Origin of the sequence: Spirilliplanes yamanashiensis (assembly GCF_016863475.1) — a bacterium.
In the GTDB taxonomy this organism is placed as follows: Bacteria; Actinomycetota; Actinomycetes; order Mycobacteriales; family Micromonosporaceae; genus Spirilliplanes; species Spirilliplanes yamanashiensis.
Map to the genome: position 1 here is coordinate 50,992 of NZ_BOOY01000041.1, position 26,602 is coordinate 77,593.

Sequence of the window (26,602 nt, forward strand, 5' to 3'; positions counted from 1 at the left end):
TCGCTCGCGCCGCAGGTCCATGGCGCCTGCCTCTACAGCCGGTACCGCGGTCCAGGATCTTGCTGTACCGGCCGCGGCTCAGTGACGGGCGTCGGCCCGGAGCGGCCAGCAGGCTCCTGTCGCGGCACGGCACGAATGCGTTGACGGGGTCCGGCCGTGGTGGGTCTCCTGAGGCGGTTCATCCGGGATGGCCGGGCGTCTTCACCCCTGGCCCGCGTCGCCTCGACATGCGGCTTCGGATCGGGAGCCAGGTGTCCGTGGTCGCGTAGGGCGCGACTCAGGTGGAAGCGGTATACCGGCTGGGTGATCGCCTCATCCGGTGACGCAGTGTCGCCCTGCCACAGGATGCCGACCCTGCCGATGACGGTGGTCGCCACGGCTCGCCGGGCGGGCTCGGGAAGCGCCCAGTAGGTGTCCACGGCAACCCGGTGGGTGGCATTGTCGCTGGGAACCGAGCTGCCGGTGTGGGCTCTTGCCAGCGCGTCGACGGCGTGCCAGTAGGCGTGGTAGCCGGCGCGGCCCGGCTCGATGTATGGGCCGAGGGGGTGGCGCGGGTCGTCGTCGGCGGCGGCGTACTGGTCGCGGTACGCGGCGGCTATGCCGAGCTGGCGGCGCCAATGCGCCCGTTTCTGCGGGTCGTGCGGTTCGGCGCCGAAGGCGGTCGTCCAGGCCGGGCGGCGGGTCGCGGCGTCGTCAGCGAGCCGCGCAACGCGCGCCTCGATCGCCCGTTCGGAGTCGGTGAGGTAGCCGGTGTAGGCCGCGGACTTCCCGGCTCTTGAAGCGTCGGCCGGTGGTGTCCACGGCGGGACGGCACGGTGGTCCCGGCGGTCGAGCGCGGCCGCCTGGGCGGCCTCGGTGATGTGGGCGGCGAGGTCGTGCAGCGGTACGCCGCCCGGCGCGGCGGCCAGGAGGGTGTCCGGGTCGCCGCCCGCGCGCTCGTGGCCGGCGAGGATCCAGCCGATGGTGGCCCAGGTGCCGTTGTTCCGCTCCGCCGCCGCGGGGGTGGGCTGGGCGGCGAGGTAGCGGTTGAGCCGGCAGGCCAGTACCTGGGCGGTGTCGCCGGCGTCAAGCAGGCTGCGGGATCCCGCGACGGCGCTGAGGACCCGGCTGGCGTCGTGGTCGGCGTGGTGGGCTCGGGCGACGGCGGCGTGCAGGGCGGACCATCCGGGCTGCCGGCGTACGACGTCGGCGAGCCGGTCGCCGAGCGCGTCGGTGACGGCTTGATGGTGGCGCAGTGTCTCAGGCGGCCGTTGCTCGGCGCGCGCGACGCCGTTGGCCGCGAGATGCCGCCGATCCGCTTCGGTGATGGCCTCGAGCCGGGCGGGGTCGCCGGCGGAGGCGTTGTCGAGCGTGATGTGGTCGAGGTCGGCGGCGTCGACCGGCGTGTACCCGTCGTCAGGGGTGCGCCGCGCCGGGGTGCCGTTGTGCAGCGCCGGCGGCGTGCATTGCAGCGCGCCGACGGGTGGACGGGTGCCGGTGTGGTGCTCCAGCAGCGCCGCGTATCGGGCGGCCTGCGCGCGGTCGGGCGGGGCCAGCGGGGCGGGGACCGGGGTGTGGTCGGTGACGTCGGACAGCCGCCAGGCGAGCAGCTGCGCCGCGGAGCGGGCGTCGTCCATCGGTCCGTACCGGGTGGCGGCGGCCAGGAGTTGTTCGGGCTGCCAGCCCTGCTGGTGGGCAGTCATGAGCGTGTGGACGACGATCGGCCAGGCGGGATCGTGGGCGACGCGGGCGGCCATCGCGGGTCCGAACACCTGCTCGGTGAGGTGCCGGTAGTGCGGCTGGACGGCCTGTTCGGCGGCGTGGACCATGCGGGGCATGAGGGTCGCCAGGGAGGCCGCGTCGTGTTGGGCGGCGCGGATGGTTTCGGTGGCAGTCAGTTCGGCGGTGTCGGTGGCGAGGATGCCCTCAAGCACTTCGCGGGCGGCGCGGCCGTCGGGGTCGTAGCGGGTGCGGTCGAGGCGGCGGTCCTCGTCGAGGTCGAGCAGCTCGTGGGTGACGGTGTAGAGGTGGGTGCGTTCGCGGGCGCGGGTGGCGGCGACGTACAGGTTCTCGCGGGCGACTTCGCCGGTGACGAGGGCGTGGGTGGTGTCCACGGTGTCGCCCTGGGCGCGGTGCACGGTGGTGGCGTAGAGCAGTTCGACGTGGGCGGCGACGTAGTCGGCGGGCAGCCGGAGGGTGCCGCGGTGGCGTAGGTGCCGGACGGTGAGGGAGCCGTCGCGGTGGCGGGCGGTGACGGTCCAGCCGTCGCCGTTGCGGACGAAGTCCCGGCCGTTGTGGTGGGTGAGGCGCCGTTCGTTGCGGCGGGCGATGACCCAGTCGCCGCGTCCGGCGGTGTTGCCGTCGTGCAGGGCGACGCCGCCGGGTTCTACCCGGCCGAGCGTGACGCGGTCGAGGCGGGCTCGGGCGGCGAGGGCGGCGACATCCCGGTTGGCGGCCGCGCACATGATCGACACCTTCCCGGCGGCGATGTCGGCGTGCCAGCCGGTGTAGACGCCGTCGAGCATGGCGTGCCGGGATCCGCCCCGGATGCGGTTCCGCGTCTCGTAATGGTCGAGGGCGGTGCTGTCGCCGACGCGGAGTTTCGTGGTGGCGGCGGCCTCGGCGGGGTCGGTGAAGCGGTGCACGGTCTCCAGTTCGGCGGCGCCGACGTCGGTGGCGATCAGGCGCAGGACGCCGCCCGACTCGACGGCTGCCAGCTGACGGTGGTCGCCGAGCAGGCGGATGACCGCGCCGTGCCGGACGGCGACGACCCGGAGGCGGTCGAGGTTGAAGGTGCCGGCCATGCCGGCCTCGTCGACGAGGATGACGTCGCCGGGTCGGACCTCGAACGCTGCCGCACGAGGCGCGGGCTCGCCGGGGGGAGTGGTGGGGGCAGCGTGGCGGTGGTCGTGGAGGAACTTGTGCAGGTTCTCGGCCGGCACGCCGAGGTCCGCAGCCAGGACGGCGGCGGATGCGGCGGACGTGGCGAGGGGGACGACGCTGCGCCCGTGGGCGCGTGCGGTGTGCAGGTAGGCCCGCATGGCGGTGGTCTTGCCGGTGCCGGCGGCGCCGATGCCGACCGCGAGCAGCGCGTCGCTGGTGGCGAAGGCGGCCACCAACCGGCGCTGTCCCGGATCGAGTGGATGGCGGGTGCGTTGGTCGAAGTCGCGCAGGGCGGCGGTGACCGTGTCGGCCGGCATAGCGTGCTGGGTGGCGGTGCGGGCGGCCGTCAGGAGGCGCTGTTCGGCGTCGAGGACGGCCTGGCTGGTGTAGCGGGTGGCCCGGTGCTGAACAAAGACCGAGGTGCCGTCGGCGCGGCGCAGGGCGGCGGGTTCGTCGACCAGGCTGGGTGCCTCCACGCTGATGCTGGCGCCCGGTGCCAGCGCCGCCGCGACTACCCGCCCTACCAAGGCGGCGGCCGCCGCGGCAGTCGTGGCGGGCGTGACCGCCCGGACGAGGCGTTCGGCTTCGGCACGGACGTTCCACTCGGTCCAGGTCGCGCGGTGCTCGGCCACGGCGGCGAGGACACGACCCGCCAGCGTCGTGACGTCCGCGTCGGACGGAGCCGCGAAGGCACGCGGTGCCGCGTCCGGCGGTGGTACGGCTGCCATCACCCTCGCCACGGCGCCCGGCCCGAACGCGTCGCGCAGTTCCCCGGTCCACGCGGCGCGCATGGCGGCGAGCGACCGCGGCGGCTTCTTGCCGTGGCGGGTGTCGAGGGTGGCCTGGCGGGCGAGCCGGTGGCACACGGCGGCATCGGGGTCGTGGCCGTGCTCGCGCCGGTAGGCGGCCAGCAGCGTCTCGTACCGGGCGTAGAGCCGGTTGCGCCGCCGGGAGTAGTGCGCGATCAGTTCGGCCGGGATGCCGGTGATCTCGTGGATCGGGTCGTCCTTGCCGGGCACCGTCCGAGGCGTCCAGGCGACGCCGAGCCGTTCGGTGAGCGCGGCCTGGAAGGTGGTGTTGTAGTGCTCGGACGCCGCGACCGTGAGCCGGTACAGCGCCCGCCCGTCGAGGGCCCGCCACACGCCGTCGTCCCCGCAGATCTTGTTCGAAATGGCGACGTGGGTGTGCAGGTTGGGGTCGCCGTCGCGGGAGTCGTAGTGGTCGAACGCCACCGCCACCAGGCCGTGGGTGCCGATCTGTGCGATGCCGCCGGTGCCGGTGCGGGTGAACGCCGCGTGCTCCTCCAGCATGGTGAGGGTGTCGTCCTTCGCCGCGTGGTGGGCGTCCCAGACGGCCTGCCGGACGTGCGGGCGGGGATCGAGCGCCCAGAGCAGCGCGGCCGATTTCACGGGCGCGAAGACGACGTCGTAGCCGGCGACGCCGCCTCGGCCGCGGGCCGCCTCCTCCCGGCGGATTTTCGCCGCCTCGGCGTCGGTCGGCGCGCGCCCGGTCTCCGCGGTTATGACGGCGAGGCGCTCGTCGACGCGGTCCTCGAACGGGGCCAGGGCGGCGTAGACGGGAAACGCCCGGCCGAGGCGGGCCGCGCGGCGGGCGTCGACCGCGACGCGGGCGAGCTGCCTGTCCGTCGTGCCGGCGTGAATGTGGGCGGCCTGGTGCCGGGCGATGGCGGCGTCCGCGTCGGGGTGCATGCCGTGGCCGAACAGCGCCCGCATCTGCTCCTCGGTGACGTGGGTGCCGGCGAGGCCGAGCAGCGGAGCACCGCGGCCGATCCACGTGCCAGGCGGGTTGCCCTCGGCGGTGTAGTACGCGGCGGCGTCCTGACTACGGGTGCGGTCGACGTCGCCGCCGGCGATGTTGCGGGTGAGGTACGTGTACCCGTCGCCGGCGGAGAGCTTGTGGACGGTCATCACCATGGCCGATTCACCGCCGAGCTCCCAGCTGCGGCACGACGATTCATTGGACCACTGCGCCGTCTTTCGCGGCCGTTTCCTGCCATTGCCGGTCGCCTCCGGTCGTGCCAGTAGGAGCACCACGATGAACCACTTTCACTGGTAGTGCAAGAGGTGTCTCGGCATTGCTGAAGTGGATTCTACTGACGTGTCATGCCTGCTCAATGCGGCTCGCCCGATGCATTTCGATGCTTTACGTCGAAGTGATGAGCGGGGTTGACTGGGGTTGGCTGCGGTTGTCGGTGTTATTCGGCGAACGAATCGGCCGCCCTTACCGTTCGCGATATGACACGAATGAAGGGCTCGCGCCACGCCGCATTGCGCAAGGCGCAGCAGATGAAGCAGGAACGGGACGCGCGCCGCCTCCGGCGGGAGCGGCAGGTCGAGGCCGCGTTGGCGGACTTCTACGAGCACGGCGCTGCCGCGGCGGCGATCGTCGAGCAGGCGCAGCAGCGGGCGGCGCGGATCCTCGACGACGCCGAGCGGGTCGCTGCCTCGGAGCGGGCGCTGGCGGCGGTGGCGGTCCGGACGCTCGCCGAGCTGGGTGAGCAACGGTCCGCGATCGCGGAACTGACCGGGCTGTCGATCACTGCGGTGCGGGAGGCGCTGGCTGCGGCGGGGGAGCCGCGGGCGGTCGAGGCAGTGTCCGCGACGGTGGCGCCGCCCGAGAACGACGGTCCCGATGCGATCGGATGGTCGTACGCCGACGTTTGGCGCTCGGACGATCAGGTGGATACGCCGATGGAGGCACCGGAGCCGGCCGCGGCGGTGGTGGGGAGCGATGGATGGGCGGGGCTACCGGTGTGGGACAGATCGGCGGAGGATCCGTGGCCCCGATGAACCTCGGGGACGGTCACGACGGCCCGGTGTCCCGCGTTGCTGGGCTTCGGGCCGTTTCGTGTGGACCGCCGGCGGCCCGGACCCGGGGATGGCGTTTCCCGGCGGTGAGACCGGATGCGAGCGTGCGCCGTATCTCAGCTGGCGGTAGCGCGGTCAGGAGCGCCGCCTCGGTGAGCCGGGCCCGGACGGTATCCTCGTCGAGCAGGTCGGCGGCGACCAGCTGGCCGAGGTTGAACGCCGCGCGGTTGAGGCTGTCGTTGCGGTTGCCGGGCCGTCCGGCGAGGGGAGGCCGGGCCGACCGTACCCGCTGGGTCTCGGCGAGCAGGGCGGCGGCCGCGTACGCGCCCCGGTGCGTCACCGTGCCGGCCGGGGCGAGGTCCATGGCCGGGAGCCGTCGAACGATGGCGAGCAGTGCCGGCGGGCAGGGCGGGGGCGGATGCGTGGGCCTACGCAGCCATCGGTACCGGACGCCGGTGGCGTGCAGCGACGGTGGTACGACGACGGTGGCGTCGCGGCCCCGCCAGTCGACTCCGCCGAGGATCGCGGCGCGGCTGCCGGCGCCCGTAGCCGCGAACCACAGGTGCCATCCGCGGCCCGTTGCGGCGAGCGGGCCGTGCGGGGCGTGGCGCTGCAGCAGGGCGGTGAGGTGGTGCCACGCTGCGGCGTCGTCGATGTCGCAGACGTCGAACTTCACGCCGGTGCGCAGGCCGATGTTCGCGGTCGGCCACCGGCTCCACCACCGCCGCAGGGTCTCGGGCTCGGTCGTGGCGGCGTGAACGCCACGGCGCACCCGCGGGTGCTTGCCAGGGCTCGCGCACTCAGGCTCTCGGCAGGAGCATCCGCCGTCATCGGTGGGTGTGTGAATGGGCAGGACGGGGAGGCCGGCGCGGGCGTAGTCGAGCGCGGCGCGAAGGTGGAAGGGCATGGACTCGTCAACCCCTGGCGCGGGTACGTCGCACCACCGCGATGCCGCCGGCGCCCACGCTGATGTCGCGGTACGCGCTGAACAGGTCGGCGCTCAGCGTCGATCGGTCGACGTAGCGGTCGGGCATGCCGGCGGTCGTCATGGCCGCGCGCCATCCGCGTTCCGTGAGGACCTGGTCGACGAAGCTGTCCCGGTTGGGGTACAGGCCCTGGTACGCCGCAGCGAATGCGGCGGCGAGGGCATCCGGCTGCCCGGTGGGCTCGGCGTCGGCGAGCCAATCGCCCACCACCGACGGCGGCACACCGTGTGCGTCGGCGAGGCGGTGTACGGTGCACAGCACCGCCAGGTCGAGGCGGTTGGACCGGCGTGCGTAGTAGCCGTAGCCGACGGCCTGAATGACGCGGATTTCGTGCGTACCGGCCAGCTGCCCGGCGGCGTGCAGAGTCGCTGCGCGATCGCCGCTGATCGGCAGCCACCAGGTGCGGCTCAGGTCGTGCTGCGCGGCGATCCTGATCTGCGGAGGATGGTGCCGGTTCGCGCAGGGATCGCCGGCCGGGCCGTCGGCGGTGCGGCCTTCGCGGCGGTCGCGGGCGTCGGCCAGGTCGACGATCACCCACAGGTGCACGTCGGTGAGGGCGCGCGCGGACTCGCGCTGGTGCCGGGTCTGGAAGGGGCTCAGGTCGGCGGCCGGAGTGACGACGCGGGCGTGGTGGGTGAGCCAGGCGATCGGGGTGCCGTCGCAGGAGACGGCGTACACCGGCATGTCGGGGTCGATCGGTGCGCCGGCGGTCCGGTCGAGGGTGCGGCGGAGAAGGCGCGCCGGCTTGGCGTGCAGGGTCCCGGCCGGGATCGTGGCGGCACGGTAGCCGTGGAGCCGCACTGCGGACAGGCGGCCGGTGAAGGTGTCGGCGGCGTTGCGCATCGCTCGGTACGCCTCGGCGTTCGTGGACTTGCGCATCGCGATCAGGCCTCCCTCGGCGTCGCGGCGGCGCCATCGCTCGCCTGTGCCTCGGTGCGGGTGACGTGGTGGTGCAGGCGGACCCACTCGGCCTCGACGAGGTTGCCGTACGCGAGGGCGTCGTCGAGGCGGTCCCGGCAGGTCGGGTAGTCGCCGCGCTGGAACGCGGCGAGCGCGTCGGCGTACGCCTGGCGGCCCTGCTCGGCGCGCAACTGGAACCACTCGTCGTGGCCCCGTGGGGTGGTCTCCTGCCACACCTCCGGGTGGGCGGCGGTGTGCTCGGCGAGCCACCGCCACTCGTCCGGTGTGGCCTTGGCGATCTCAGCGACGTACCGGACACCGTCGCCGGTGATCCGCTGGTAGCCGGGCCCCCACTGTGCGAGGAGCAGCAGAATCGTGGTGCGGCGCACGTCGGCGCGGCGCGCGACCAGGTCGTCATCGGTGGGGGTCGGGTTGGGGCTGGAGCTCATCGGTCGGACTCCTTGAATGTGCGGCGAGCCCGCCGACCAGGCGGTCGGCGGGCTCGCCAGGCGGGTGCCGCGGCTCGCCGCGGCGTCGGTCAGTGGTGGACGAGTTCCGGGTCGCTGACGCGGTCCGGGTACGCCTCGGCGGCGATGCGCTCGCCGTCGGCGGTGACGACGACGTCGCCGCTGCGCTGGCGCACCCGAGGGCCGGTGTGCGCGGCGGTGTAGCGCATCGACAGCGACACGTTGCGGGCGTGGACCTTTAGCGCGGGCAGCTCGGAGTCGCTGAGGTAGGGCAGCAGCTGCCCAGCCTCGACGACGACGCGGTCGCCGCGGGCCAGGTCCTGAACCCGGTCGGCGAGGTCGCGCCAGCAGACGATGTCGAAGAACATCGGGCGGCCGTCGATCCAGCGGCCGGCGTGGTCGCGGTAGCGGTCCTTGACGACGACGGGGAACTGGACCCAGACCGCGCCGTCGCGGGTGTGGCCGCGGGTCGGCGTGCTGGTGAGGCTGCCTTCGATGACGCAGGTGAACATGTGGTGCCTCCAACGGGGCGGCGACGGGCGTACCGGATCGGGCAGGCGGGCCGGCCGGCTGGTGTGCGGCCGGCCCGCGACGGTTGCTCAGGCGTCCTGCATCTCGGTGATGGCGGCGGGGCTGTCCGGCACGTCGGTCGGCTCGGCGCCGGCCCACGGGTCGTCCATGTCGTCCGTCGCGGCGGCGCGCGGCGTGCGGCTGGCCGTGGCCTCGGCGAAGCGCATGCTGACCGCCACGTTGTTCGCGGTGACCTGCAGGCGGGCGGCCGGCTTCTCGGTGCTCTGGGCCAGGTAGGCCCAGGCGGACAGGTCGTCGCGGGCGTCGACGACGACGGTGTCGCCCTTGCGCAGCTGCGCGACGCGCTCGGCGAGCTCGCGCCAGCAGGTGACGTCGATCCACAGCGTGGGCCCGTTGACCCACTTGCCGTCGGCGGTGCGGCGGCGGGTGTTGTGCCCGACGGACATCTTGGCCACCGCGACGCCGGACGGGGTGAAGCGCAGCTCCGGAGCGGATCCGAGGTTGCCCTCGAAGGTGAACGTGTACTGCATGACGGTCCTCCTGACCGGTCGGTGGGTGCGCCGCCTGGCCCGGGTCGGAGGCTGGGCCCCCGTGGCCAGTGCCGCGCTGGTAGGGCCGGTGGAGCCCGCGGGGCCGGGGGCGTCAAGGAACCAGCGCGAACGATCTTGACGTCGCGCCAGCGACACGGGTGTCAAGATGGTTCGCGCCCTTGACGTCCCCCGGGCGCGTGGGCTCACCTGGCGTTCCGACAGCGCGAGCGCTGCCCACGGCAGGCCGGTGTCACGGCGCCGGGCATACGCGCGCCTTGGCCGGGCCGCCTTGTAGCAGCAACGCGGACGCCGGCGCGCGCCCGCGGACCACCGGACGCCGGGGCGTGATTTCGGCGGCGCGTGGCTACCGCGACGCCCCACGCGGGGCCAGGATGAGGTGATGCGGGTGTCGATGCTGTACTTCGCGGGCTGCCCCAACTGGCGGGCGGCCGGTGAACGGCTGCGCGCGGCACTCGACCGAGTGGGCCGGACCGACACGCGGATCGAGTTGGTGCCGGTGGAGACGGAGGCGGCGGCCGCGGCCGTCGGCTTTGCCGGGTCGCCGACGTTCGTGGTCGACGGTGAGGACCTGTTCGGTCCGCCGGCGACCGTCGGTGGGCTGACCTGCCGGGTGTACGGCACGTCCGCGGGACTCGCCGGAGTGCCCGAGGTGACCGACCTGGTCGCCGCGTTGCGAGAGAGGGCGGGTCGATGACGCTCACCGAGGGGACGGCGCACGCCTCCGATCACCGGCGATGCGGCTGCTGCGGTCGTCAGCTGCCCAGCCGGCGGGTCGCCGAGCTGGGCGTGACGCCCGGCGTGTTCATCTGCGCGGGCTGTGCGTTGTGGGCGGCGCGGCGCGCCGGGTGGGTCTCGCTGCTGCGGCAGGTACGGCTGCGGTCGCTGCTGCCCCGGCGGCGGCGCCGCGCCGGCCACGTCGTGCGGGTGGCGATCCCGATCCTGCCGAGCAGCGACCTGGACCGGACGGCGGCGTACTACCGCGCGCTCGGGTTCGTCGAGGCGGAGCGGCACCCCGGCTATCTGCTGTTGCACAGCGGCGGCGTCGAGCTGCACTTCGCGGACCAGGACGGGACCGGACCGGGGACGTGCTTCCTGCACGTCGCAGACGCCGCGAAGCTGTGGAAGCAGGTACGCGACCTCGGTGCGGCGGGCGTCGGTCCGCTCGCCGACCAGGACTACGGGCTGCGTGAGTTCACGCTGACGGACCCGGACGGCAACACGGTGCGGGTCGGCAGCCCGTCGTCGTGACCGGGCGCCGGTGCGGGTTCGGTTCGCCGCCGCACCAGCGCCCGGTGGTTCAGTGCTGCCGGCGGCGTCAGGCGGCGACCGGCTCGCGGTGCTCCGTCTCATCCACTGGCTCCACGAGGCCGTCGACGACCACCTCGTGCCCGGGATCGTCGCCGTCCGGAACGACGGGCTCCGGGTCCTCCTCACCGGCGGTGTCCTTGTCCGCGTCCTCGTCCTCTTCGCCGCTGTCGTCCTCCGTGCCGTGGGACGAGGACGCGGTCAGCCGGTCCTGCAGCTGCGTCTCGGCCTCCGAGAGCTGATAGCCGCCCGCGACGAGCAGGTCGAGGTACTCGACGGCCGTGCGCGGGTCGACGCCCCAGCTCAGGTCGGCGGCGAGCCGCACCAGGTTGTCCTCGGAACCGCAGATCCACCGGGAGACCAGCATCCGGGTGAGCCGGTCGATGCCCGCGGTGGCGGTGACCGCCGGGTCGAACGGCGCCCCGGCGACCCGGAGGGCCAGCTCCTGCAGCTTGTCCTTCGGGTAGCTCAGCCGGTCGGGGTCCGTGACCGCGGCGCGCAGCGCGGTCAGGTAGAGGTTCTTCGCCGTCTTGGCGCTGCCGTACGCCTGGCTGAGGAACTGCCAGCGGACCTGTGTGGCGGCGGCGAAGGACTCGACGAACTCCCGCTGGCGGGCGGCGGCCGCGTCCCGTTCGGCGCGGGCGTGCTCCGCCGTGCCGGCGGCGGGGGAGTAGCCCCAGGCGGCCGGGTCGGTGCAGACGATCTCCGTCCGAGGCGTCCCTGCGCCGTCGCGGGTGATGATCGCCGCGAAGCCGGGCCGGGTCCGGACCGCGTCGGGGTCGAGGCGGTTGCCGTCGGCGTCGGCGAGGTCGCGCGCCCTGACGACGGTCTGCTCGCCGTACGGCCAGTTCTTTGGGGTGGGGATCACCTTGACTCCCGCGAGCACGAGTTCGGCCTTGCACCGGTCCAGGGACTCCTGGACCTCGCGCTTGTGGCGTTCGTCGGCGATGGCGTGCCGGAGCCGCCACCCGTTGGCGCCGCGCTTGAGCAGCTTGTCGACGGTGCCGGGGTCGGAGGTGAACTCCGCCAGCGCGGCCGCGTCATCGAGCGTCAGCTCACCCACGTCGGCGGCCGCCTGCGCCGCTGCGGGCAGGCGGGTCAGGGTGATGGCGGCGCGCACGTGCTCGACCGGCTGGGCCGTGAATGCAGCGATGCGCTCCTCGTCCCAGTCCAGCAGGGCCAGCTGGGCGTACATCTCGGCCTGCTCGCTGGTGCTGAAGTCCGCCCGGTGGGTGTTCTCGGCGATCATGGCGGCCAGCTGCATCGCCACACCCTCGTCCGGCGCGACCAGGCACGGCACGGTGGGCAGGCCGAGTTCCAGGGCGGCGCGGTGCCGACGGTGCCCGATCTCGATGCGGTAGGTGCCCGGATCCTCGGTGATGGGGATGACGACGAGGGGCTGCAGGATCCCCACGACGGGGATGGACGCCTTCAGGTCGTCCACGGCGCCGGTGGTCGTCCGGCTCTGCGGGTTGCGGTCGTTGCGGACGAGCTTCTGCGGGTCGATCTCTTCGATGGTGAGCATGGGACGTACTCCTTCCAGGGGTGAAGCGATGACGTGCCGGATCTACTGCGGCTGGGTGGAGTAGGGGCGTGGCGGCGGAGCGCCGTCGATCTCGACCGTGTACGGCCGACGGGGGTGGCGGTTGCTGACGCGGACGTGGACGGCGCCCTGCTCGTCGGCCCAGACGCGGACGGCCTCCTCGCCGTCGACGTGGATGGCGGCACGAGGCAGCCCGTGCGGGCTCTGGTGGGTGCCGGCCTCGATGACACAGAGGTCGTCGACGTAGGGCCGGCCGGCGGCTCGGACGATGAGGGTGACCTCCTGCACGACGTCGGCGCAGCTCGTCACGGTGTTGAGCGCGGCGCAGATGGCGTCGAGCGCATCGGCGTCGCGCAGTGGGACATGGGTCTCGCTGGTCACGGCCTCTCCTTCCGCGGAGGCTGTGAGGCGGCGACGGCGCCTCTGACACGCCGCCGCCGGTGTCGGTGTACGGGCGGCTGCTCAGGCGTAGGCCGCCACGCGCATGGCCTGCACGGCGGTGGCCTCCAGCTCGTGCGCGGCGTCGGCGTCGGTGAGGGTCTGCGCCACCGAGGTGACGGCGTGCATGATGCCGCCGGCCGACAGGTCGCCGCCGCGGATGAAGTGCGCAAGGATGCCCGCCTGCTGCTCGTCGCTGTAGCGCAGCCGCTGGCCGACCAGCTTGATCCTCGCGTCGGGGTCGTCGACCGGGGCACCCGCGTCGGTCTCCAGCTCGCGCACCATCCGGGTCACGTAGTCGACGTTGAGGAACGAGCGGACCGCGTCGGCCGTGCGGGACGTGATGAGGTCGAGGTTGCGGCGCTGCGTCTCGGCCGAGGCCGCGACGACGCCGTCGTCGTCGGTCATGCGGGAGCCGAGGTGGGCGCGGCGCCGGGCGTTGTGCTGCATGGTCATGCCGTTGCGGCAGACCTCGACCCGGATCCACGGCGCGAGGCTGAACGCGCCGCAGCCGGTCTCGCTGTTGGAGATGAGGAAGCCCCCGGAGACGTACGGCAGGTCGGCGCCGCGGCGGCCGTCGAAAGGGGATCGGTAGTTGGCCAGCAGCCGGGGTGCGACCACGCGGACCTCGGGGGAGACGACCCGCAGGTACATCCGCCGGTCGGTGAGGTCGCAGCCGGTGACCTCGGCGCGGACCCCGGCGTCGCGGATGCCGGACAGGGCGGCCATGAGCACGTCGAGGTTGTCGATGCGGTTGTACCGGTCGGACAGGAAGGCCCGGGCCACCCCGGTCCCGCCGTCGGTGCGCACGCACCGGACGAGGAACCGGCGGTCGGTGCGGGCCAGCCAGCTGTTGACGTTGACGTCGAGCAGGCCGAAGTTGTCGGCGGCCATCCGGCGCAGGTAGGCGATCGGGATGCCCAGCTTGTCGGCGATCCCGGTGAGCGCGATGTCGTTCATCGTGTAGGTGCCGGCGGTCATGGTGACCCCGTCCGGACCCAGCTGCGGCTGCGTGCCGTCGAGCACGAGCATGCCGTCGGCGGCGCGGATGGCGCCGGAGCCGGCGATGACGTCGACGGCGCGGCTGGACTGATCCCGCAGCAGCGTGACGAGTTGCTGCAACTCGATGTTGCGGTTGGGGGCGACGGCGGCGGTGGGTGGCATGGGCGTGGTTCCTTTCCGGGTGGAGGTGTCAGTTGGGCGCACGGTGGCGCGGTGTGCCGGCCCTGGGCTGCGGGCCGGCGCGCGACCGAAGGCCGGGGCTGCGCCGACGCCGTCACAGCCCCGCCCGGCCGCTGGTGTTGGTGGCGCCGTCGACCAGGCCGATTGAGTTCGGAGGAACGGCAGGCGGCGGCTTGACGGCGGCCAGCGGGACCGGACGGTCGAGGCGCCCGGTCCCGCAGTCCGGGTGCGGTCTACCGGTTTCCGTCGCCGCTACCGGAGTCCACGAGACTCACGTCGTCGATGTGGACCGTGATCTCGTCGCTGTCCTCGACGACGTTGTCCAGGCTGCTCAGGTCCGCCTTGAGGTAGCCCTGGGCGTCACTCTCGGCCTCCCGCGTGTTCTCGGCGGCGACGAGGTAGGAGCCGGTGATGGTGAACGTCACCCGGATCCGCGGCTCGTACGGCGGCATGTCGAACGCCTCCAGGAAGCCGTCGAGGCCCCGGCGGCAGATGTCGCCGTCGCGGTGCTTGCCGATGGCGTACGCCCGGACGGCGGCGAGAACCGAGGTGTGCCGCTCGGTGTCCTCGCGCAGGCTCCGCTCGGCCGTGACCGCCCGCGCCTCGACACTGCGCAGGGCGCGGCGCAGCAGCTCCGCCTCGCGGGCCGGCTCGGTGATCGGGCGGGCCGTGTCGCTGACGTGCAGGGTTCGCACGAAGCCGTTGTCGAGGATCACGTCGACGGTGCGGTCGCGCCGGGCGAGCACCACCGCGTCTGTGTCGGGGGCGGTGAGCCGGACAGCGGGGAACAGGGACGGCGGGTCAGTGAGGATGGCCTCGAGCGCCCGGGCTGCGGGCTGGTGGGTGAGGGCGGAGCTGGCGGGCTGCGTCATGACGGTGTGGCCTCCGGGAGTCGTGCCGCAGGTTGGTGCGGCGCGGGAACGCGCGCTCCCGGGAAGTGGTCGTCGCTGTGGCCCGGGGCTGCGTGCTGGCCGCAGGGCGACGCGCCGGCCCGCGGCGGGCGGGCGGCAAGGCGAAGCTCGAGAAGATCTTGGCCGCAGGCCACCAGATGTTCTCGAGCCGCCTTGCGCCCGGCCCGCGGGGCGGCCAGCGTGACCTGCCAGCACGCGCCCCGGCTCGGCGCGTCCCGCCGTGCGCGCGATCGCCGCGTGACAACTCGCTACGGCCGCACAGATGCCTCTACGACAGCGGCCGGCGGCTGAACCCGATGTCGGACCGTCTCCAGCACCTGCAGGAGGTCATCGGTCGGCACACCGCTGCCCACTGACTCCTCCAGATAGGTCACCAAGTCGGTCACCTGCTGGCGCACCTTGCCGAGGAATTGCTGGGCCTCGGCCTCGTACTGCGCCGCCAGCCCGGCCGCGCGCGCCTTCAACGCTTCCGCGGCCTGGGGCTGGGCCCGGCCGGTCGGCTCTGCGCGCTCGACGGCGTACGCCAGATACGCCGCGGCGTTCGCGGGAGGAAGGGGTGCCTCGCCGCGGATCCACGCCGCGGCGGCGAGCGGGTCGGCCGCTACCTGGTCGGTGACGGCAAGGTCGGCACCGTGACCGATCGGTGGTATCAGGAGGTGAACCGGCGCGACGTCCAGCGCTAGGGCCAGGACGAGCAGCTCGTCGACCGACACGCCACGGCCCCGCACCTCGATGTTGGTGAGGACGTTGGCGGTCAGGTGAGCGCCGCCCAGCTCCGCGCACCGGGCTGCCAGCGCTCTCACCGTCAGCCCTCGGTGACCGCGGATCTGCCGGATCTGTGTGGCGACGAGGTCCGATGCTCGCACGGGAGTGGCTTCCGCACGGTCTGTCATATCGACAAGTTAGTCGCTGCTCGATTGACACGCAAGCCGCTTAGGCCGATCGTGGCCATGGTAGGAACGCCAGCTCAGGTGAGGTGTTGATGTGGAAACGACAAGCTCACGTCTGTTGACTCACGACGAAACCGCCGCGTTCCTGCACATCTCTCCGTGGACCTTGCACTACCTCTGCATGCACGGCCGGGGTCCACGGCGGTACCGCGTCGGCAAACATCGCCGGTACGACCCGGCGGACGTCCTCGCCTGGCTGCGCACCACTCAGACGGACGCGTCAGGTGCGCGCCCGGGCACCGGTCGATGACGGCATCCGTAGGAGGGATCGACATGACTACTGAAGCGCAGCGCCGCGACGTCTGGACCGTTGACGCCGTCCGCGCCCTGGGGATGACCACCGACATCGAGACGGCGGCGCTGATCCTCGGTATCGGACGGACGCTGGCGTACGACCTCGTACGGACGGGTTCGTTTCCAGTGCGACTCATCCGGCTAAGGCGCCGTATCCTCGTGCCGGTTCCAGAGCTGCTGCGGTTTCTCGGTGTCGGGGAGTTCCGGCAGAGCTGACGGCTCCGGCGTGAGAGCCACGAAGGGTCGCAGGCCATGGAGCAGTGGAATTCGGCGAACGTAGCCCATCCACTACAGCCGCGAGGCCGAGCTGCCCGGCGCCGATCGGGCGGCGCAAGAAATCTTCATGCTCACCCTGCACCTGCTCCAGTCAGCCCTCGTGTTGGTCAACACCCGCCTGGTCGACCTGGTCCTCGACGACCCGCAGTGGCCCAGCCGGCTCACCGCATACGATGTGCACGGCCTCAGCCCGCTGTTCTGGTCGAACGTGGCGCTGCACGGCACGTTCACTTCGATCTGGATTGGCCGGACTACGGCGCCTCGCCGCGTGTGCCCGGTTCTGCCGGGGCCTGCGACGGTGACACGAGCACGGGATGTGGATCGGCGCCGGGGGCCGGCGGGCCGTGCGACGAACGGCGTCACTGCTCGCCGTCGGTGTTGTGGTTGAGCTCGACGAGCCGGTGCAGGCAGTGCTCGCGTAGCGGTTCGGGGAAGTCGTCGGCGAGGCGGTAGGACGCCACGCGTCCCTCCCGGTGGGTGGTGACACAGGCCGGCGGTGCGCAGTATCCGCAGCCCGTAGCCGGTGGCGTCTTCCCCGGTTCCGGGCGCGAGTGCGAGGTCGCCGACGCAGAGCTCGTCGACGGTGTCCAGGGCGTAGATGATCCGGGCGCGGTTGGCGTCGGCCAGTAGGTCCACCAGCGACGCCAGCCGCTGTGCGTCGTCGAGGCTGATCACTCGGCCCGCGCGGCCGCGACCCGGTCCAGATGCACTGGGTGGTCTGCATCTCCTGGCAGGCCTCGGTCGGCGCCTGAGCGCGGGGCCTGCTCCGGGGTCAGGTTGTACCACTGGCGCAGCCACCGGGTGACCTGGTAGATCTGGTGCTACTGGTTGGCGATGATGTTCTCGGCGTGGGTGCGGGATGTCGGCGCTGCGGCCCCGCTCCAGTTCCAGCCGCGACATCCCGATCGCGGCCCGGTGATGCGGGATGATCGCCGCCATGAAGGTGATCTCCATGCTGCGCCCGTTCAGCTTGGCCAGGGGTTTCCCCGAACTCGTAGGCCGTCGGTGAGGTCGGCAGGGGCATCGGCGCGGCGCCGGTGTGACGGTCGGCCGCCCTGGCCGCCGCGGCGGAGCGGCCGGGGCGGTCACGGGCTGCGCCGCAACCAGAGCCGGCGTGCCGAGCATGAGGACGAGACCTGCGGTGGCGGCGGTGACGGTGCGGCGCATGCCAGAACCGGTCATGACGGTCCTCCCATGGGGTGAAAAGGGGATCGCTTCTCGCATCGACGAGCGTCACACGCACACCCGCCACGTCTTTACGGATAACCGGTGGATCTCACCCGGGTCCGGCGAGTGCCGGCCGCTCGTCGCGGGCACCATCCAGCCAGCAAGTACGTACGTGAGGAGCCAGGAGCATGACGCAGCACGCCGCCCGCCGTCGCCGGCACGCCACCGGTACTGCAGTTGCCGGGGTGGTGGACCTGCCCCCGTCGGCGATCGGGAGCTGCGCGTCGCCCGGGAGCGCCGAGTGGTGAGAGACGTGGTCGTCACCGTGCCCGGCGTCCTGCTGGTGCTCGCAGTGCTGCGCGACGTGTTCCACACCCTGTTTCATCCCAGCGGCCAGGGCAGCATCGCCCGACAGGTGATGACGCAGGTGTGGCGGCTCACCCGGCGGTTGAACCCGCGTCGTCAACTCGCCTCGCTACCCGGCCCGCTCGGCATGACCGCAGTCATCGCCACCTGGGGGGCGCTCGCCGTGCTCGGCTGGACGCTGATCTACCTTGCGCAGATGCCCGACGGCCTGTCCTACAGCCCCTCGCTGGACCGTGCACAGCGCAGCGACCTGCTCGACGCCGTCTATTTGTCCCTGGTCACCGTCGCCACACTCGGGTTCGGCGACATCGTGCCCACCTCCCCATGGCTGCGCCTGGCCGCTCCCCTGGAAGCCCTCGTCGGCTTCGTGCTGCTCACCGCGGCCGTGTCGTGGGTGCTGCAGATCTACCCCGCGCTGCACCGCCGCCGCGTACTGGCCCTGCAATTGGCGACCCTGCACCGCGCCCGCCGCACCACCGGCCTCGGCGTCGACAGCGTGCCCACCGAGGTCCTCACCGACCTGGCCGCCGACATCGTGCAGGCCCGCCTCGACCTGACTCAGTACTCCGCCACCTACTTCTTCCGCGACGCCAACCCCGACATCGCCCTGGCCGCCAACCTCGACTACGCCACCGAACTCGGCCACGACGCCAGCACCAGCACCGACCCGCAGACCCGCCTCGCCGGCGCCCTGCTCCTCACCGCCCTGGACGCGCTCGCCGAACTTCTCGACCAGCAGTTCCTGCACGTCGGCGCCGACACCACCATCGTGCTGCACGCCTACGCCGCCGACCACCGGCATGCCAACTGACCCATGATCCGCAACGACCGACGGCCGCACCGCGATCTCAATGGAGCTGGTTTTCTGACTGCCGCCGACTGGTGCACCGCGTGAGTTCGTTGCGTGGCCCCTCCCGAAGGTGCCACAGGGAAATGGGTTCTTCAGACGAAGGGAAAGGACGATTTCACCCCGTGGGGCACTGGCGGTCGGCGGCCTCGGTGAAGTCGGGCACGGGCCGAGCCTGTGCCTGCTGGGCGGTCGCGGCGACGCCGTTGCGCTCGATGTCCTCGATGAGCCACTTCATCTCCAGGATTTCTTCCCGCTGTGCCTTGCTGATCTGCTTCGCGAGTTCGCAGACCCGTACGTCGGAGATCTCGGCGCGCTCCGAGCGGGTGATGGCCATCGAGTGGTGCGGGATCATCGAGTTCATCCACCCGCTGTCTTGCACGGTGGTCTGGCTGCGGTCGAGGAACACGCCCACGCCCAGCAGGAGCAGACTCGCCGCGACGACGCCCAGGTTGGCCTTGATGTTGCGGTACATGTTGAGCATGTAGCCGAGCATGATCAGGCCCATCGTGCCGCCCATGGTGAGCGCCATGAACACCCGGCTCTCGCTGAACCGGATGTGACTCCACTGCCAGCTGCTGACGAACATCACGGCGTACATGACAACCATGGCGGTCAGGATCATCGCCCCGAACCGCAGGTACATCTTCTTCATGTCGTGCGACTGTCCCTCGCCGTGAGCAGTCTTGTCCGAGTTCCGCTTGTCCATCACGCTTCGGCCTCCGTTGCTTTCGTCGCAAAATTCCTGTCGTGATCCCGTGAGGTGGAGCGGCCGCGGCTTCCCGCGGTTCCATTGAGCATGATCGCCGTTACCCGAAGCTCGGCTGGCCTAATCGGCCGGTCGGGCGCCGAGAGGTCATGGTGGTATCGGGTGCAGCCAAGGTGGGGTGCGGGTAAGAAGCGGGTCACACGGCAAACGCAGCTGATCTAGGGAGTGCCTTGGCCGGGCCGCTGGTTTCGTGCCGGAGGGCGGTTCAGCCGATGGCGGCGCCGTAGACGGCAGGTAGGCCGAGCTGGTCGGCGGTGATGCCCCTGGCGGTCAGGGAGATCACCCGGCCGAGCTGCCAGGTGAGGTCGAAGCCGGCCAAGGACGCGGCCGCGGATGGTGGCCGGGATCTGGGCTTGCAGCAGGGACTTGAAAGTGACGGCGCCGGTCGAGGTGCCGATGCCGTAGCCGGCCAGCGCGATTGGGGCGGTGGCGGGAATCCGGATGAGGGCGAGGACGGCGTCGACGCCGGCGCGCAGCAGGGCGCTGGTGGCCCCGGCGGACAGGCGGCCAGCAGTTGCCCGATGGCCAGGGCGCGTAGAAGCCGGTTGCCGGTGATGACTGCGATGCCCTCGCACACCATCGCCGTCCAAGCGGCGGACGGGGTGGCGTCGCGGGGTGGGCGCGAAGGCCGCAGCGCGAGCATCAGCACAGCGGAGTTGGCGATGCTCGCCGCGTTGATCAGGAAGCGGAGATATAGCCGGCGGTGCCCACGACGACGCCGGCGGTCGGGGCGAGCACGATCTGCGACAACACGGCGGCGGTCCAGATGCCGCTGTTGGTTGCGACGAGTTCGTCGTCGTCGACCAGCGCGGGCAGCACCGCCCCGGCGGCAGGGTTGAGGAGCACCGCGGCGGCGGACATGGCGAGATCGACGTATAGATCGCCGCTGGGGAGCCAGCGAGCAGCGACAGCAGCGCGGCGAGGCCAATGCGCACGGCATCGGCGGCGACCATCACCCCGATCGCGCCGAGGCGGTCACGACCGCGCCGGCGAACGGGGCCAGCAGCAGCACGGGCATGATCTCGGCGGCGACCACGCCGGCGACACCGAGGCTCGAGCCGGGGACGCCAAGACCAGCAGGGTCAGCGCCACGGTGTTGAAGGCGTCGTCCCAGGCCGATGCGGTTCGGGCGGCCCGCAGCCGTCGGTAGGCGGGTTGGGCGAAGACGGTCCGCAGTCCGGGGCGGGAGTCGGTCACGTCAGGTGACCGGTGCTGTGGCCGGGCAGGGGCCCGCGCATCGGTCGGTTGCGGCCGGGCCCGGCGGGCGGCGGAGCTCGCGCCGGTCGGGTGTGGTTGTAGAGGGTGTCAGGGCTGACACCAAGCAGCCGGGCGATGACGGTGACGCATGCGTCGGGGTTGGGGTTGGGGTTGGGCAGCGTGTCTCGGGCCGCGCGGAGAATCTCCGGAGTGACCACGCTGGGGCGACCGCCGGCGCGGTCGCGAGCGCGGACAGCGGCCAGGGCCTCGCGGGTGGCGGCGACGATCAGCTCGCGGATGAACTCGGCCAGGGCGGCGAAGACGTGGAAGACCAGTCGGTCACCCGGGGTGGTGGTGTCCAGGTTCTCGTGCAGCGAGGTGAACCCGACGCCGCGGCGGCGCAGCTGCCCGATAGTGGCGATGAGATCCTGATGACGCGCCGACGGCGCGCACTGCCTGGCGCGATCGAACGTGGGGCGGGCACAGTGTCCTGTGGGCTGTCGATCCTGCTCTGCAGAGGCCGGTCCTCGTATACGGGCGACGGCTCCATCGAGCCGGTGATCTCGTGTTCGAAGATCCCGCGAAGCCGGGTCTGCACCTGAACACGACGCCGTACGAAGGTCAAAGCGGTGGATGAAAGGAATACCCGAGCTTCACGCGGCTTCGTTCGCCAGGCTGTTACCTGTACCGGGGTCGACACCGGTCAAGGAACCTGGTCGCCGTCTTCCTCGCGCGTGGGCCACGCCTCGCGCCCTCGAGCCCAAGCTGAGTGGTCTTGTCGCTGACTGCGACGACGGGCGACTGACGGTGTGCGCCCGGCCTGAAGATCCCGTCTCGAGGACACGTCCGCCACATGTGTCATACCTTCGGCATATGAGGTCGCCAGCGTGCTGCGGTGTAGTCCAGGCCGGGCCGCCATGTCCCGAGTGAGTCGCCGCCGCCCGACCGACACCATGGCGTGGCTCCGTAGCGACCCGTCACTGGAGGAACTCGTCGAGGCGTACCCCGACGAGTGGCAGCAGGTTCAACGCGACGTCGGCGCACTCATCGAGCGCGACGACGCCCAAGAGATCACCGCCTACATCACCCGGGTGTCCCGGCCCCAGGCTCCGCTTCCAGGCCGGACCCGGTCCGCGAAGGAACGGCTCAGCACGGAGCTTCGCCGGCAAATGACCGTTCACCTGCTCAAACAGGCGATCCTCAGTTCAACCACCGGCGTGTCCGAGGGCCGGATCCGGTTCAACCTGGTCAATGGTTTCGTCGCGCAGAAGCTGCTGTTCCGCCGGGATCTGGAACGCAAGCCGGTCTCCCTCTGGCAATTCCGGGTGGTCTGGCCTTTGCTGAGCCAGCGGCGGCTGCTCATGCCGCTGGTGCAGAAGAAGGGCATCTGGTGCTTCTACTCCAGGCCGCTCATCAATCGGCTCGCTGACCTCATCGGTGACCGCTCCTGCCTGGAGATCGCTGCCGGCGACGGCACCCTGTCGCGCTTCCTCGCCGACGCCGGGGTGCGCGTCACCGCCACGGACGACTACAGCTGGAGCGACAGCATCACCTTCCCCGACACGGTGCTGAAGCAGGATGCCCGCACGGCCCTGCGCATCCACCAGCCCGAGGTGGTCATCTGCTCGTGGCCGCCCGCCGACAACCCGTTCGAGCAGCACGTCTTCACCACCGCCAGTGTTCAGCAGTACATCGTCATCGGCTCCCGCCACGAAGCCAGCACCGGCAACTGGGCCGCGTACCGGCAGCAGAACGGTTTCGACCTTCAGCACGACGAGCGGCTGAGCAAGCTCGTGCTGCCGCCGGAGGTGGACCATGCCGTGTACGTCTTCACCCGTACCGCCGGGTGAGTGGCTAGCCGGTGTCGCCAGGTGCTTCGTGTCGGCGCAGGCCGTCGTCCCCGACGCAATGAGATCGGGCTGCCCAGGCCGGTCAGGGTCCTACGGGTGCTGTCTGGTTGACACCCTTGGCCCGGCGCCGTTCCTCCTGCTTGCGCCACCCGTGCGGGGTCAAGCCCTGCGGCTTGAACACCGACAGGATCACGGTGAGAAGCAGAACCACGAGCCCGCCGACGGAGTGCAGCAGTGTGCCGGGAAGGTCGCGCGGATCGGTGCCGGACGCTGCTGCATCGGCCAGGTTTCTCACGGTCTCTGTCTCGATCAGCAGGACAGTGGCGGCAAACGCCGTGAGCAGAACCTTTACCAGCACCCAGTAGTGCCGGAACAGGCCCCACGACGTCCCCAGTGCATTGAGGGTCCCGATGAGCACCGACGCGAGAGCCAGCGGGACGATGGCATACAGGAGGATGACTTCCATCGCGAAATAGGCGCCACGGACCGCCGTGATGTCACGGCTGGTGACGGCGGTGATGTCCAGTGCGAGATAGGCGATGACCGCGCCGAGCCAGCCCACCGAGGTGGCGACATGGATGGTCAGCACGACCTTGCGAAGGCGGGGACGCATGGTCATCGGTGGCTGACCACTCGCAGCTGCGGGTCCGCCGGGTTGCCGGGGGACGGGAAGTCGACGACATCGACCGGCGCTGTGTTGCTGAGACCGGTGTGCCGGCCAGGACCGTGAGAGCCACCGAGACCCGTGAGCATCAGGACGGCGATCACCAGAATCAGGATGCCGACGATGAGGGCGGACACCTTCACCCACCGCGGCGCCCGGGGAGGGGCGCTGCGCGGTGACCCATCAGGCTCCAGGTCGGTGTCGTCGCGGGCTTCGGGGGAGCGGTGCGGGTCGGCCACGAGGAGCCTCCGTGTTGGCATGAGGGTTTGCAATACGCTGTGGATACATAAAACCATAGTGTCTCGGTCCGAGACATCGCGTTATAGTCAGGCGTGCCGAAGTTGTGGAGCGCGACGATCGAGACGCACCGCAGGACGGTGCGTGAGGCGATCCTGGAGACCACCTGGGCACTCGTCAGCGAACGCGGGCTGATGTCGGTGACGATGAGCCACATCGCCGAGAAGGCGGGCATCGGACGCGCCACGCTGTACAAGTACTTCGCGGATGTCGAAGCGATCCTGGTGGCGCAGCACGAACGGCACGTCGCCGACCACCTGGCGGACCTCGCCAAGCTCCGCGACCAGCCCGGCGCTCCGGGCGACAGGCTCGAGGCGGTGCTCGGGAAATACGCCCACATCTGCTACTCCCGGGAGCGGCACGGAACCCGGGAGCTCGCCGCAGTCCTGCACCGGGGCGAGCATGTCCCGCAGGCGCAGCAGCAGCTGGCCGACCTGTTCCGAGACCTGCTGACCGAGGTCTCCGCCGCGGGTGGCCTGCGCCGCGATGTCGCCCCCGACGAGCTGGCGAGCTACTGCCTGCACGCCCTCGGCGCAGCGGGCCGCCTGCCATCCGAGGCCGCCGTCGAACGGCTGGTCACGGTCACCCTGGCGGGACTCCGTCCACCACGTCCGTAAGTAGGTGGTTCAGGCGGGATGGTGGACGCCGTGACCGCCCGGCAACACCGCCCCAGCCGGCGCCTGAGGCACCATGGTGCTGTGATCCCGCCCGATTCGAGGCCAGAAGACATGGCCGCCACCGCACGTACCCCTGCACCTGCGCTCACCCGCAGGCGAGTCCTCGCCATGCTCGGCGTCGCGGCGGCCGGCGGGAGCGGCCTCACCGGCTGTACCGCTGACGAGGCGCCGCGCTGGAGCGGGCCGGACGCGTCCCGGGCCCCGAGCGGGTCCTCGCTCTCCATCACGGCTCCGGCAGCCGACGCGATCGATGTACCGGCGGGCACCGAGATCACCTTCACCGCTTCAGGCGTCGCAGCACCCGAGGTGACGCTCAAGGATTCGTCCGGTCGGTCCGTGCCCGGCGCCATGCACCCCGATGGTGCAGGCTGGCTGCCGGAGAAGGCATTGGAGTTCGGGCAACGCTACACAGCCACGGTCACAGGCGCCGGTGACGATGGTGCCGCCCTCACGGCTACCGCCGCCTTCACCACGATGCAGAAGCCGGATAAGGTCGTCAGCTTCGTCAGCTTCCTGCCCGATGATGCCGTGGTCGGGGTCGGTATGCCGCTCATCTTCCGGCTGAGCCGGGCCATCGAGAAGGAGCATCGCGCCGCCGCCCAGCGCCGACTCCTGGTGCGCACGGAGCCGGCGCAGGAGGGAATCTGGACGTGGTACAGCGACACGGAGTTGCACTGGCGTCCCCGTGAATACTGGCAGGCGGAATCCAAGATCTTCGTCGACGTGCGAGTGGGCGGCCTGCCGCTGGGCGGCGGCTTCTTCGGTAAGCGGGACTCCACCTTGCAGTGCAGCATCGGCCCCTCCCTCACCATGACCATCGACGACGCCGCGTCGCCCAAGGTGATGAAGGTCGTGAAGGACGGAGCCGTGGTCAGGAGGATTCCGGTCAGCCTGGGGCGGCCCGGCATGCCGTCGTCGAGCGGGACCGCCGTCGTCATCGAGAAATTGGCGAAGACCGTCTTCGACACCATGGACAACCCGAACCCCGCCAACCGGTACCGCCTCGACATCGAGTACGCGCAGCGCACGACGTGGGGCGGAGAGTTCATCCACGCCGCACCCTGGTCCGTGCAGGACCAGGGCAAGCGCAACGTGTCGCACGGCTGTGTCAACGTGTCGGTGGCCGACGCCAAGTGGCTGTTCCAGAACACCCTGATCGGCTCCCCGCTGACGATCAAGGGCACCGGACGCCGACTCCAGCGCGGAAACGGCTGGACCGACTTCGACATGCCGTGGGACGAATACGTCAAGGGCAGCGCCATCCCGTACCGCCCGAGGCCGTCAGCGGCGCCTAGTGGGGTTGGTCCGTCCGCCGGAACGCCCGCCTCATGAGCGGTGACGGTGGGTGCGTCGGTGGGGCGAACACGACTGAGCCAGGCCCGGCGATGCCGGGCGGCTGTACCGCTCGACGGACCGTGCTCGGTGCGCTGGGCGCATGGGGCGCCGCAAGCCTTCTCGGCAGCTGCGCGTCCGGCGAAGACCCCGGCGCGGCGGACGGAGGCGCTGACGGGAAGGCCGGTCAGCAGTCGGCCGGCTCCGCCGATCGCCGGCTGCTGACCAGCACCGCCGATGTCGCGGTGGGCGGCGGAAAGTTGCTGGGCCAGATCCTCGTCGTTCAGCCCACCGCGGGTGAGTTCAAAGCGTTCAGCGCCGTCTGCCCGCATCGGGGCGCACGCGTCAGCCCGCCGGAGAACGGGCTCATCACGTGCTACGAGCACATGTCGACGTTCAGGGACGCCGACGGCACCGTCGTCAGTGGCCCAGCAGTGAGCGGACTGACTCCGATTGCCGTCACGGTCGAAGGAACAGCGATCTACCTGACGTGAGGCCCGTGGGCGTTTCGCTCGGTCCCCGTCGTTGCCGCTGATGCGCCGCCGTGCCGGTTTCCGTCTCGGTGCGCTTCGCGGCGCACCGACCAGGCGAACCAGCCCACCACCATAAGCGCGAACACCCACCACTGCACCGCGTAGGCGCCGCTCTGCGAGGCGTTGTCGGTGGGGATCGGAACTGCGGCCAAAGCAGGGTCGGCCAGTGGCGTCTGGACCGTCAGCACCAGATAGGCGTTGAAGAGCGGATAGGGCAGTTCCCGGGCAAGCTGATCCAGCGAGATCCGTCGTACCTCGATGCGCCCGTTACGGCGCTGCACCGGACGGGGTCCACTCTCGGAGAAGCGCACCCGGCCACTGAGGTCCACCTGCCCGGTCGGGGCAGGCGGAACAACGGGCCTGGCCGACGCGTCGCCGGGCGGTGCAGGGAGGAAGCCCCGGTTGACGAACACCGCCGTTCCGTCGGCCAACACCAGCGGCGTCACGATCTCGAAGCCCACGCTGCCGTTGACCGTTCGTCCACGTACCAGAACCTCCTCTGTCGCGTCGTACCGGCCGGTGACCGCGACGGTGGCCCACTCCTGATCCGCTGCCGGTGGGGGGCCGATGTCGTCGCCGACGCCAGGACGGGCCAATACGTCGCCGAGCGGCGTCGGCGTGGCGTTGTCGCCTGCCGCGATCCGCGCGTTCCGGGCGGTGCGCTCCTCGTATCGCTGCCACTGCCAGTCACCCAGCAAGACCATGACGGCCGTGGTCGCGAGCGCCGCGGCGGCATAGCCCGCCCAGCGGTGACTGACAAGGAACCGGTACACACGGGAGAGGTTACCGACGGGCCGAGCCGGGCTGAGGCCGGCTCTCACCATGACAGCCATCCAGCGGGCGAACCGCACTGTCTGTGCCCTCTGTGATCCGGAGGCG

At 71.4% G+C, this 26,602-nt stretch carries 28 protein-coding genes; 11 read left to right on the forward strand and 17 right to left on the reverse strand.

Going from position 1 to position 26,602, the window contains the following annotated elements:
• Positions 1 to 32 precede the first annotated feature (32 nt).
• Entirely contained in the window at positions 33 to 4,796 is a 4,764-nt protein-coding gene (gene mobF, locus Sya03_RS28690; RefSeq protein WP_203941567.1) for a MobF family relaxase, read from the reverse strand.
• A 321-nt stretch (positions 4,797 to 5,117) separates the two neighbouring features.
• Here mobF and Sya03_RS28695 point away from each other — a divergent pair, with 321 nt between their 5' ends.
• Positions 5,118 to 5,672 carry a hypothetical protein gene (locus Sya03_RS28695; RefSeq protein WP_203941568.1) on the forward strand — a complete coding sequence of 185 codons (555 nt, stop codon included), beginning with the start codon at positions 5,118 to 5,120 and terminating at the stop codon, positions 5,670 to 5,672.
• Positions 5,673 to 5,685: 13 nt separating this feature from the next.
• Here Sya03_RS28695 and Sya03_RS28700 read toward each other — a convergent pair whose 3' ends face one another.
• From Sya03_RS28700 to Sya03_RS28720, 5 genes are all read right to left on the reverse strand, one after another.
• Positions 5,686 to 6,597: a bifunctional DNA primase/polymerase gene (locus Sya03_RS28700; RefSeq protein ID WP_203941569.1), complete on the reverse strand. Its 912-nt coding sequence runs from the start codon at positions 6,595 to 6,597 to the stop codon at positions 5,686 to 5,688.
• A 7-nt stretch (positions 6,598 to 6,604) separates the two neighbouring features.
• Positions 6,605 to 7,555 carry a hypothetical protein gene (locus Sya03_RS28705; RefSeq protein WP_203941570.1) on the reverse strand — a complete coding sequence of 317 codons (951 nt, stop codon included), beginning with the start codon at positions 7,553 to 7,555 and terminating at the stop codon, positions 6,605 to 6,607.
• 5 nt (positions 7,556 to 7,560) lie between these two features.
• Positions 7,561 to 8,025, reverse strand: coding sequence for a hypothetical protein (locus Sya03_RS28710; RefSeq protein ID WP_203941571.1), 465 nt, complete (start codon positions 8,023 to 8,025; stop codon positions 7,561 to 7,563).
• A gap of 89 nt (positions 8,026 to 8,114) precedes the next feature.
• Positions 8,115 to 8,555, reverse strand: a complete 441-nt coding sequence (locus Sya03_RS28715) for a single-stranded DNA-binding protein (RefSeq protein ID WP_203941572.1) — start codon at positions 8,553 to 8,555, stop codon at positions 8,115 to 8,117.
• Between the two features lie 87 nt (positions 8,556 to 8,642).
• Entirely contained in the window at positions 8,643 to 9,104 is a 462-nt protein-coding gene (locus tag Sya03_RS28720; RefSeq protein WP_203941573.1) for a single-stranded DNA-binding protein, read from the reverse strand.
• Between the two features lie 406 nt (positions 9,105 to 9,510).
• On the opposite strand from Sya03_RS28720, the gene Sya03_RS28725 reads away from it, so the two are divergent.
• Together Sya03_RS28725 and Sya03_RS28730 are read left to right on the forward strand one after the other, a co-directional pair.
• A complete protein-coding gene (locus Sya03_RS28725; protein WP_370872056.1) occupies positions 9,511 to 9,819 on the forward strand; it encodes a hypothetical protein in 309 nt (102 codons plus the stop codon).
• Positions 9,816 to 10,373 carry a bleomycin resistance protein gene (locus Sya03_RS28730; RefSeq protein WP_203941575.1) on the forward strand — a complete coding sequence of 186 codons (558 nt, stop codon included), beginning with the start codon at positions 9,816 to 9,818 and terminating at the stop codon, positions 10,371 to 10,373. The genes Sya03_RS28725 and Sya03_RS28730 overlap by 4 nt, the downstream gene beginning before the upstream one ends.
• A 67-nt stretch (positions 10,374 to 10,440) precedes the next feature.
• Here the strand turns inward: Sya03_RS28730 and Sya03_RS28735 are convergent, their stop codons facing one another.
• The 5 genes from Sya03_RS28735 to Sya03_RS28755 form a co-directional block, all read right to left on the reverse strand.
• Positions 10,441 to 11,955 carry a ParB/RepB/Spo0J family partition protein gene (locus Sya03_RS28735; RefSeq protein WP_203941576.1) on the reverse strand — a complete coding sequence of 505 codons (1,515 nt, stop codon included), beginning with the start codon at positions 11,953 to 11,955 and terminating at the stop codon, positions 10,441 to 10,443.
• A 42-nt stretch (positions 11,956 to 11,997) separates the two neighbouring features.
• On the reverse strand, positions 11,998 to 12,354 hold the full coding sequence (locus Sya03_RS28740) for a hypothetical protein (protein ID WP_203941577.1): 357 nt from the start codon (positions 12,352 to 12,354) through the stop codon (positions 11,998 to 12,000).
• 81 nt (positions 12,355 to 12,435) lie between these two features.
• Positions 12,436 to 13,575 carry a DUF932 domain-containing protein gene (locus Sya03_RS28745; protein ID WP_203941578.1) on the reverse strand — a complete coding sequence of 380 codons (1,140 nt, stop codon included), beginning with the start codon at positions 13,573 to 13,575 and terminating at the stop codon, positions 12,436 to 12,438.
• A 251-nt stretch (positions 13,576 to 13,826) separates the two neighbouring features.
• Complete coding sequence (locus Sya03_RS28750; protein WP_203941579.1) at positions 13,827 to 14,465, reverse strand: hypothetical protein; 639 nt, start codon at positions 14,463 to 14,465, stop codon at positions 13,827 to 13,829.
• A gap of 287 nt (positions 14,466 to 14,752) precedes the next feature.
• Positions 14,753 to 15,397, reverse strand: coding sequence for a hypothetical protein (locus Sya03_RS28755; protein ID WP_203941580.1), 645 nt, complete (start codon positions 15,395 to 15,397; stop codon positions 14,753 to 14,755).
• Between the two features lie 91 nt (positions 15,398 to 15,488).
• Here Sya03_RS28755 and Sya03_RS28760 point away from each other — a divergent pair, with 91 nt between their 5' ends.
• The 4 genes from Sya03_RS28760 (at position 15,489) to Sya03_RS28775 (ending at position 18,368) form a co-directional block, all read left to right on the forward strand.
• Positions 15,489 to 15,704, forward strand: a complete 216-nt coding sequence (locus Sya03_RS28760) for a helix-turn-helix transcriptional regulator (RefSeq protein WP_203941581.1) — start codon at positions 15,489 to 15,491, stop codon at positions 15,702 to 15,704.
• Between the two features lie 23 nt (positions 15,705 to 15,727).
• Positions 15,728 to 15,964, forward strand: coding sequence for a helix-turn-helix domain-containing protein (locus Sya03_RS28765; protein ID WP_203941582.1), 237 nt, complete (start codon positions 15,728 to 15,730; stop codon positions 15,962 to 15,964).
• 67 nt (positions 15,965 to 16,031) lie between these two features.
• The gene (locus Sya03_RS31935; protein WP_203941609.1) at positions 16,032 to 16,412 is read left to right on the forward strand and encodes a Tn3 family transposase; all 381 of its coding nucleotides are present in this window, start codon (positions 16,032 to 16,034) and stop codon (positions 16,410 to 16,412) included.
• 1,080 nt (positions 16,413 to 17,492) lie between these two features.
• Positions 17,493 to 18,368 carry a potassium channel family protein gene (locus tag Sya03_RS28775; protein ID WP_203941583.1) on the forward strand — a complete coding sequence of 292 codons (876 nt, stop codon included), beginning with the start codon at positions 17,493 to 17,495 and terminating at the stop codon, positions 18,366 to 18,368.
• A gap of 154 nt (positions 18,369 to 18,522) precedes the next feature.
• Here the strand turns inward: Sya03_RS28775 and Sya03_RS28780 are convergent, their stop codons facing one another.
• From Sya03_RS28780 to Sya03_RS31790, 3 genes are all read right to left on the reverse strand, one after another.
• On the reverse strand, positions 18,523 to 19,059 hold the full coding sequence (locus Sya03_RS28780) for a DUF305 domain-containing protein (protein WP_203941584.1): 537 nt from the start codon (positions 19,057 to 19,059) through the stop codon (positions 18,523 to 18,525).
• A gap of 792 nt (positions 19,060 to 19,851) precedes the next feature.
• Positions 19,852 to 20,034, reverse strand: a complete 183-nt coding sequence (locus Sya03_RS28785; protein WP_203941585.1) for a hypothetical protein — start codon at positions 20,032 to 20,034, stop codon at positions 19,852 to 19,854.
• Positions 20,035 to 20,366: 332 nt separating this feature from the next.
• Positions 20,367 to 21,014 (reverse strand): recombinase family protein, encoded by a 648-nt coding sequence (locus Sya03_RS31790; protein ID WP_308442170.1) that lies wholly within the window; start codon positions 21,012 to 21,014, stop codon positions 20,367 to 20,369.
• A 282-nt stretch (positions 21,015 to 21,296) separates the two neighbouring features.
• Here Sya03_RS31790 and Sya03_RS28795 point away from each other — a divergent pair, with 282 nt between their 5' ends.
• A complete protein-coding gene (locus Sya03_RS28795; RefSeq protein ID WP_203941586.1) occupies positions 21,297 to 22,220 on the forward strand; it encodes a class I SAM-dependent methyltransferase in 924 nt (307 codons plus the stop codon).
• 82 nt (positions 22,221 to 22,302) lie between these two features.
• Here Sya03_RS28795 and Sya03_RS28800 read toward each other — a convergent pair whose 3' ends face one another.
• Positions 22,303 to 22,839: a DUF2269 domain-containing protein gene (locus Sya03_RS28800; protein ID WP_203941587.1), complete on the reverse strand. Its 537-nt coding sequence runs from the start codon at positions 22,837 to 22,839 to the stop codon at positions 22,303 to 22,305.
• Positions 22,836 to 23,123, reverse strand: coding sequence for a hypothetical protein (locus Sya03_RS28805; RefSeq protein WP_203941588.1), 288 nt, complete (start codon positions 23,121 to 23,123; stop codon positions 22,836 to 22,838). The genes Sya03_RS28800 and Sya03_RS28805 overlap by 4 nt, the downstream gene beginning before the upstream one ends.
• Before the next feature lie 93 nt (positions 23,124 to 23,216).
• Here Sya03_RS28805 and Sya03_RS28810 point away from each other — a divergent pair, with 93 nt between their 5' ends.
• The 3 genes from Sya03_RS28810 (at position 23,217) to Sya03_RS28820 (ending at position 25,684) form a co-directional block, all read left to right on the forward strand.
• The gene (locus Sya03_RS28810; RefSeq protein ID WP_203941589.1) at positions 23,217 to 23,798 is read left to right on the forward strand and encodes a TetR/AcrR family transcriptional regulator; all 582 of its coding nucleotides are present in this window, start codon (positions 23,217 to 23,219) and stop codon (positions 23,796 to 23,798) included.
• Positions 23,799 to 23,966: 168 nt separating this feature from the next.
• Complete coding sequence (locus Sya03_RS28815) at positions 23,967 to 25,190, forward strand: L,D-transpeptidase (protein ID WP_370872175.1); 1,224 nt, start codon at positions 23,967 to 23,969, stop codon at positions 25,188 to 25,190.
• Between the two features lie 83 nt (positions 25,191 to 25,273).
• Complete coding sequence (locus Sya03_RS28820) at positions 25,274 to 25,684, forward strand: Rieske (2Fe-2S) protein (RefSeq protein WP_203941591.1); 411 nt, start codon at positions 25,274 to 25,276, stop codon at positions 25,682 to 25,684.
• Here Sya03_RS28820 and Sya03_RS28825 read toward each other — a convergent pair.
• Positions 25,672 to 26,496, reverse strand: a complete 825-nt coding sequence (locus Sya03_RS28825; RefSeq protein WP_239107925.1) for an SURF1 family cytochrome oxidase biogenesis protein — start codon at positions 26,494 to 26,496, stop codon at positions 25,672 to 25,674. The two genes, Sya03_RS28820 and Sya03_RS28825, sit on opposite strands and share 13 nt — an antisense overlap.
• Between the last annotated feature and the right edge of the window lie 106 nt (positions 26,497 to 26,602).